Source organism: Streptomyces sp. SM11 (genome assembly GCF_002910905.1).
In the GTDB taxonomy this organism is placed as follows: Bacteria; Actinomycetota; Actinomycetes; order Streptomycetales; family Streptomycetaceae; genus Streptomyces.
Map to the genome: position 1 here is coordinate 1 of NZ_NEUE01000026.1, position 6638 is coordinate 6638.

Annotated in this window: 5 protein-coding genes and 1 pseudogene; 1 reads left to right on the top strand and 5 read right to left on the bottom strand. The window is 73.5% G+C overall.

The genetic code is table 11. The annotated features are described in order from the left end of the window. Positions 1-144 precede the first annotated feature (144 nt). Entirely contained in the window at positions 145-903 is a 759-nt protein-coding gene (locus B9S58_RS01740) for an adenosylcobinamide amidohydrolase (RefSeq protein WP_103530386.1), read from the bottom strand. Positions 904-1131: 228 nt separating this feature from the next. Here B9S58_RS01740 and B9S58_RS01745 point away from each other — a divergent pair, with 228 nt between their 5' ends. Further along, positions 1132-2169, top strand: coding sequence for a PRC and DUF2382 domain-containing protein (locus tag B9S58_RS01745; RefSeq protein ID WP_103530387.1), 1038 nt, complete (start codon positions 1132-1134; stop codon positions 2167-2169). A gap of 256 nt (positions 2170-2425) precedes the next feature. Here B9S58_RS01745 and B9S58_RS01750 read toward each other — a convergent pair whose 3' ends face one another. From B9S58_RS01750 to B9S58_RS01765, 4 genes and pseudogenes are all read right to left on the bottom strand, one after another. Then, positions 2426-3649, bottom strand: a complete 1224-nt coding sequence (locus B9S58_RS01750; protein ID WP_103530388.1) for a beta-ketoacyl synthase — start codon at positions 3647-3649, stop codon at positions 2426-2428. Continuing rightward, the gene (locus tag B9S58_RS01755; RefSeq protein WP_103530389.1) at positions 3646-3921 is read right to left on the bottom strand and encodes an acyl carrier protein; all 276 of its coding nucleotides are present in this window, start codon (positions 3919-3921) and stop codon (positions 3646-3648) included. Before B9S58_RS01755 ends, B9S58_RS01750 begins: the two co-directional genes overlap by 4 nt. Before the next feature lie 105 nt (positions 3922-4026). Next, a complete protein-coding gene (locus B9S58_RS01760) occupies positions 4027-6039 on the bottom strand; it encodes an acyl-CoA dehydrogenase (RefSeq protein ID WP_181009145.1) in 2013 nt (670 codons plus the stop codon). A 73-nt stretch (positions 6040-6112) separates the two neighbouring features. After that, positions 6113-6638 (bottom strand): annotated as a pseudogene (locus B9S58_RS01765) (3-oxoacyl-ACP synthase); the annotation flags it as partial.

Genomic DNA, 6638 nt, shown 5'->3' on the forward strand with positions numbered 1-6638 from the left:
CGGGTGCCGAGGGAGCGGGGACGGCCGTGCTGCCGACGCGGCGGACCGATCGGGGCGTACACAGCCGGTGGCCACCGCACCCAACGGCCAGGGTCTCTGTTCGACGCGGTGGTGCGGCGCCCGGTGACGGTGGACTGGTCCCCGTCACGGTGCCGGGCGGGCCCCCGCCAGTACGGCGGTGTGGACGGCACGGGCGATCCGCGCGCCCCAGGGGGAGCGGGGTCCGGCGAAGGGATCGCCGCCGTCGGGCCCCGGTTCGGGGGCGGCGACGCACACCGCGTCCGTGGGGGTGCCCGAGCAGTCGAGGCCGGCGTCCAGGAGGGCCTGGACCTTGGCCTCGGTGGCGGTGGCGACGGCGTTGACGAGGGCGGCGTCGGAGAGCGCGACGGGCAGCGTGACGACGATGTTGACCGTGCCCGGCCGGAACGGGGACGCGGGGACGTCCGCGCGCTCCGCCCGGTGCGGGTCCCGGGTGGTGGTGTCGGGGGCCGCCGCCCAGCCCCGTACACCGAGGCCCGCGGTGACGGTCGCCGTGACACCGCTGTCGTGGCCGGTCGTGTACGCGGCGACGTCGGCCGCGGTCATCAGCCCGGCGCCCGGGCCGGTGAGCCCCTCCGCGGCGGCGATCTCGGCGAGGTGGCGGTCCGGGTCGAGGCGCGGGTAGCCACCGGGGACCCGGGCGTTGAGGATCCAGGCCCGGAGGCCGATGCCGCCGCCGAGAACCGCGCTGCTGCAGACCCGGACGCCGGGACCCAGCCGCCAGAGAAGGTGGTGGAGGTGGTGCCCGTCCTCGTGCCGGTCGCGCAGTTCGCCGCGTTGCGCGGGCAGCCGGAGACGTACGGAAGTGATGGCGCACCCCTGGTGGCTCGGCGGGTCGGCGGTGGTCCGTCGTTCGACGGCCACGGTCCGCCGATCATATGCGGGGCCCGCGCCCTCACCCGATTGGCCTAACGGGTTCCAGGGCGGCCGGATGCCGCCGCACGGGGCCGGAGCCCCGCACCGGGCTCCCGGGGGCCGCGATCGGGGCGGGCGGGCGGTTGCAGCGTCCATGGGGGTGAGGCGCGATGGAATCCGGACGCGCCACCTCCGGTGGAGCCAACCACAGGGCGTGCCCGAGAGGAGGAATCGGTCATGGGAGCCGCTGACGGTTTCACGGATTCCGGAGAGCTCGACGGTCTGACCGTGTACGACAACGACGGCGAGAAGGTCGGCAGTGTGGGCCGGGTGTACGTCGACGACGACACCGGCAAGCCCGACTGGGTCACGGTCAAGACCGGCCTGTTCGGCATGAAGGAGAGCTTCGTCCCGCTCGCCGGAGCCCGTCGAGTGGGCTCCGACCTGCACGTCGCCCATCCCAAGGACAGCGTCAAGGACGCACCCCGGGTGGACGCGGACGCGCACCTCTCCGTCGCCGAGGAGGAGGAGCTGTACCGGCACTACGGCCTGACCAAGAAGTCCGGCAACCTCGGCGAGAACCGGCCGGCCGGCATGGACGCGCCGACCACCGCCGGGACCGGGGCGATGGGCGCGGCCGGTGCCGCAGGGGCCGCGGGCACGGCCCGTGGGACCGGAACGGCCCCCGGCGCCAAGGCCACCGGAAAGGCGACCACGGCGGGGACGAGCGCCGGGGCGGCGGGAGCGGGCATGGCAGGAGCGGGCAGCGGTACGGGCAGGCACCGCGACACGGACGCCTCCACCACGGCCCGCCCGCTGGCGGGCGCCGGCGCGGGCACGTCCCGGGCCGCCGACATGAGCGGCAGGGAGGAGCTGATCCGCTCCGAGGAACAGCTGCACGTCGGCAAGGAGGAGTACGAGAGTGGCAGGGCACGGCTGCACAAGTACGTGGTGACCGAGGAGGTCACCCGGACCGTGCCCGTGTCCCACGAAGAGGTACGTGTGGTCCGCGAACCGCTCCAGCCCGGCGAGAAGACCACCGGGACGACGGACTTCGGCGAGCAGGACGTCGAGGTCACGCTGCACGCCGAACGCGCCACCGTACGGAAGGAAGCCGTACCGGTGGAGCGGGTCCGGCTGGAGACCAACCGGGTCACCGAGCAGAAGGAGGTCTCCGCCGAGGTCCGCAAGGAGAGGATCGACTACGCGGACGGCAAGGACATGGGCAGCGGAGAAGACGCCGGCGGCGAGTTCGGCCAGGGTCGACGCCGCTGACCCGCACCTCCTCAGGTGGCCGTACGCCCGCTCCCACGTCCTCGGCCGCCGGGCGGGCTCGCACGCGGAGTCCGCCCGGCAGGCTGTCCGGCACCGTCCGCGCTCGACGGCGCGGCTGGAACCGTACCGAGGGGCGTCCGTCGGGCTGTCACGCGGCTTCCCGCGGATCGGACGCGGCGCGGCGGGCCCGCCGTGCGTGGGGCCGGCGCGGCGCGGGATCGTCCCGTCCGCGCCGGCCCGGCGGATTCCGCCCGGGCTACGGAGCCTGGAGAGCGATCACCGCGTTCTGGCCGCCGAAGCCGAAGGAGTGGCTGACGGCCCGCCGTACGGGCACCTCGCGCGGGACCTTGGTGACGCAGTCGATGTCGAACCCGGGCTCAGGGGCGTCCAGGTTCGCGATCGGCGGGACCACCCCGTGCTGGAGTGTGAGGATCGTCAGGCCGGCCTCAATGGCGCCGGCCGCCCCCATGCAGTGGCCCAGCACGCCCTTGGGGGCGGTGACGGGCGGCCGGTGCGGATAGGCCCGACCGATGAGAGCGGCTTCGGTGGCGTCGTTGAGAGGGGTCGACGTCCCGTGCGCGTTGACGTGGTCGATGTCCTCCGCCTGCCAGCCCGCGTCGCGCAGCGCGCCGTCGACGGCGCGCTGCGCGACGTCCCCGGAGGGGTGGGGGCTGGTGGGGTGGTGGGCGTCGGTGGTGGCGCCGGTGCCCGCGATCAGCGCCCGGGGGGAGGCTCCTCGGGCACGGGCGTCCTCGGCCCGCTCCAGGACCATGATGGCCGCGCCCTCACCCATGACGATCCCGGCCCGGTCGGCGGCGAAGGGACGGCAGAGGCGGGCGGGGTCGCCGTCTCGCAGCGCTGCCGCGCCGGAACGGGCGAAGCCGGTCATCGCGACCGGGAACACGATCGACTCGGTGGCCCCGGCGATGGCGATGTCGCAGTGGCCCAGCGTCAGCATGTCCCGGGCCACCGACAGCGCGGTCACCCCGGACGAGCAGGCCGTGCACGGGGCGAGGCTCGGTCCGGTGGCCTTCATCCGGATGGCGATCTCGGCCGCGGGCATGCTCGGGATGGTCAGCAGGATGCCCGAGGGCGAGGTGGCCTCGGGGCCGCGCCGCTCCAGGGCGACGGCCTGTTCGGTGAGTCCGGCGGATCCTCCGCTGCTGGTGCCGACCACGACGGCGACCCGGGGGCTGTCCCAGTGCGCCGGGTCGAGCCCGGCGTCGGCGACCGCCTCCCGGGCGGCCAGGACGGCGAACTTGACATACCGGCCCATCCGGAACGCGGTCCGGCCGCCGACCGCGTCGTCGAGGTCGATGCCGGCGACGGTGCAGGCGAAGTCGACGGCGCAGCCCCGGAGTTCGGGGACGGTGCGGGCGGGCGAATCCCCGGCACAGACTCCGGCCCAGGTGGTGTCGGTGGTGTGGCCGACCGGGGTGATCATTCCCAGCCCGGTGACGGCGATGGCGGGTCGCTTCATCGGGTGTTGCTCACCGGCACCGTGGCCTCGGCCGCCGCGCTGCCGACGGCCGCGTCGATGTACGCGGAGATGTCGGCCAGCGTGGCGTCCTTGTACAGCTTCTCCGAGTCGGCGTCGACGCCGAGGGTCTCCTTGATGATGACGGCGAACTCGGCGACCGCGAGGGAGTCCATCTCCAGGCTGTCCATCGTGGACTCCGGCAGGATCTCGGCGGCGGGCACCTTGAACGTTCCGGTCAGAACCTCGGCGATCTTGGGGTGGATGGTCTTCATGATGTTTCCTCTCATCGGCATCTCATCGGATCGGGTTCTTCCTGCACGGCGGGGAGTTGAAAACAGCGACCCACCGCCCGAAGTAACTGGATGACGATCTTCCGGTTACGCCCTGGGGCGAACCGATTCGTCTACGCTCACCTGCGGCTTCTCGAACCATCGGGAGAGGATCGAGGTGGTTCCCCAGTACGCCAGCAGGACCCCGCGGGTGCCGAGCGTCGCCACCTTCTCGCGCAGCGGACGCTTCCTGCTGCCGCAGACGGGCCGCCGGAACTCCGCCGCGCGGCCCCGGACTCCCGCACTGCGACCCTGGTTCCAGGGCCCCTCGGGGTCGTCGTAGACCTCCGCGTAACCGGGTCCGGCGATCGGCCAGTCCGACATCAGGCGCTCGGGAAGCGCGAAGGACCCGACCAGGGCGGGGGTGTGGGCGGCCACGACGGCGATCGCCTCCTCCACCGCATCGGGCAGAAAGGTGACCTGATCGGCGGTCAGCCGTCCGGAGGCGAGCAGGTCGCCGCTGTTACTGGCGATCCACTGGAGCGCGAAGAGCCTGCGCAGCTCGGTCAGCCGTTCGCGGGCCTCGCCCTCGGGCAGGGAGGCCGCGGCCTCGGTGTACGCCTCGTCGGCCTGCCGGCAGGCGTACGCCTCGACGCCGCGCAGCGCGGCCGAGGAGGCGGCGTTCCAGCGGCCGAGCGGGTCGCCGGGCGGTGCGGCGCTCATCCGTTCGCGGGCACGGACGAACCAGAGGTCCTCCACGGCCGCGAACAGCCGGCCGAGAAAGGCGGGATCATCGAGCTCACCGGGGCCGTCACCCTCGACCGTTTCCCGGGCGGTGGCACTGAACAGCATCTCGGCGGCGGCCTTGGCGTGCACGGCGAGGTTGTCGCCCTCGGCGGTGATCGCGCCCTCGATGCCGGTGAGCAGCTCGGTCATGCCGTTGTTCTCCAGCAGCCCCTGGGCGCCGCACCGTTCACGGCACTCGACGATGACACCGCGCGCCTGCCAGGTGATCCACCCCTTGGCGACGGCCACCAGCCGCTCCGCCTCGTCCCGGTCGGCCTCCGGGGCCGACTCCCAGCGGTCCAGGGCCCTGCGGTGCAGCAGGCTCATCGCGTAGACGGTCGCCATCGCGCCGGCCAGCGGCCCGTGGTGGGTGCGGTGCGCGTACACCGGGACCCGCTGCGCGGCGCGCGATCCGGAGATCATCCGGTGACCGGCGTACCGGACGGCGATGGCCAGGGTGACCCGGGCGGAGCCGACCGCGCAGGCGCTCATGGAGAGCTTGCCGGGGGTGACCCGGCCGATGGAGGCGAGGAACCGCCTTCTGCGGTTGGGGATTTCGCTGCGGAACGTCCCGTCGTCGCCGATCTGCCCCTGCTCTCCGGCGAGCAGCGCGTCACGCGGGACGAAGCAGTGGTCGAAGGAGGTCAGGCAGTGGTCGACCGGGGAACCCATCCGGGCGGGCAGCCGCCGCACCCGGACGCCGGGCAGGGCGCGGTGGGCGTCGGTGAGCGGGGCGAGGAAGAGGAAGACCCCGTGGTCGGCGCCGTCGGCGAGCAGCCGGGCCGCCACCACACCGGACTTGGGGCCGCCTGCGGGGCTGGTGTTGGGCATGAACTTCTGCGCACCGGCGTGCGGGGTATGCAGGACGAAGCCGTCGCGTTCGCGGTCGTACGTCGCGGTCGTCTCGACAGCCGCCGCGTCGTTGCCGTGCGCCACCTCCGTACAGAGGAAGGTGCCCACGCGCCGCAGGGCGAGGAAGTCCGACACGTCGCGCGGGGTGCCCGCGTCGTGGTCGAGGAGGCTGCCGAGGAAGAGGTTGTAGTGGATGCCCGCCACGGTGGTCAGCGCCGGATCGACGGGGCCGAGCCACTCGTGCAGGGCGGCCAGCGCCCGGGGATCCGCGGCCAGTCTCGCGCCGCTGTCGAGCGCGTTGTTGAGGATGCGCAGCCGGTGATAGGAGAGGGCGAGTCGTTCGTCGGGGGTGCCGCCCCCGGGGCGGCGAAACGGTTCTGTTGTGAGCAGCCGACGCCAGAGCCCGTGCTCCTGGCGGAAGTTCGGCCCGAAGAGCACTCCGGTGAGCAGGTCGTTCGCGGACGGCGGGGCCGCGTCGTTCATGATTACGGTCACAACACAGTAACGATCAAGGAACGGCGAGGACACCCCCCGCCGTCCCGAAATGCCCCGCTTCTCAGGCGCGTTGGAAGGCGAGGGCGACGTTGTGGCCGCCGAAGCCGAAGGAGTGGCTCAGCGCCGTCTCGACCCGCTGGTGACGGGGCTCCTTGGTCACGCAGTCGAGCGGGAAGGCGTCGGGGAGCGCGTCCAGGTTGGCGATCGGCGGAATGGCGGAACGTTCCAGCGTCAGGACGGTGGCCACCGCCTCGATCGCGCCCGCCGCCGCCAGGGTGTGCCCGACGACGCCCTTGGGCGCGGTCACCGGCGGCCGGTGCGGGAAGAGCCGGGAGATGAGGGTGGTCTCCATGGCGTCGTTGAGGGGCGTGGAGGTGCCGTGGGCGTTGATGTGGTCGACGTCGCGCGGCATCCAGCCCGCCTGGTCGAGCGCCGCCTGGACCGCCCGCTGGGCGCCGTGCCCGTCGGGGGCCGGGGCGGTGGGGTGGTGGGCGTCCGTGCTGGACCCGGCCCCGGTGAGCAGGGCGCGCGGACGGCGGCCACGGGCTCGGGCCCCGGCCTCGCGCTCCAGGACCAGCATGGCGGCA

Bases quoted from the DNA above. Each gene is read 5' to 3' on its own strand.
- B9S58_RS01760 (WP_181009145.1), bottom strand. From the start codon at position 6,039: ATGAACGACGCGGCCCCGCCGTCCGCGAACGACCTGCTCACCGGAGTG.
- B9S58_RS01750 (WP_103530388.1), bottom strand. From the start codon at position 3,649: ATGAAGCGACCCGCCATCGCCGTCACCGGGCTGGGAATGATCACCCCG.
- B9S58_RS01755 (WP_103530389.1), bottom strand. From the start codon at position 3,921: ATGAAGACCATCCACCCCAAGATCGCCGAGGTTCTGACCGGAACGTTC.
- B9S58_RS01745 (WP_103530387.1), top strand. From the start codon at position 1,132: ATGGGAGCCGCTGACGGTTTCACGGATTCCGGAGAGCTCGACGGTCTG.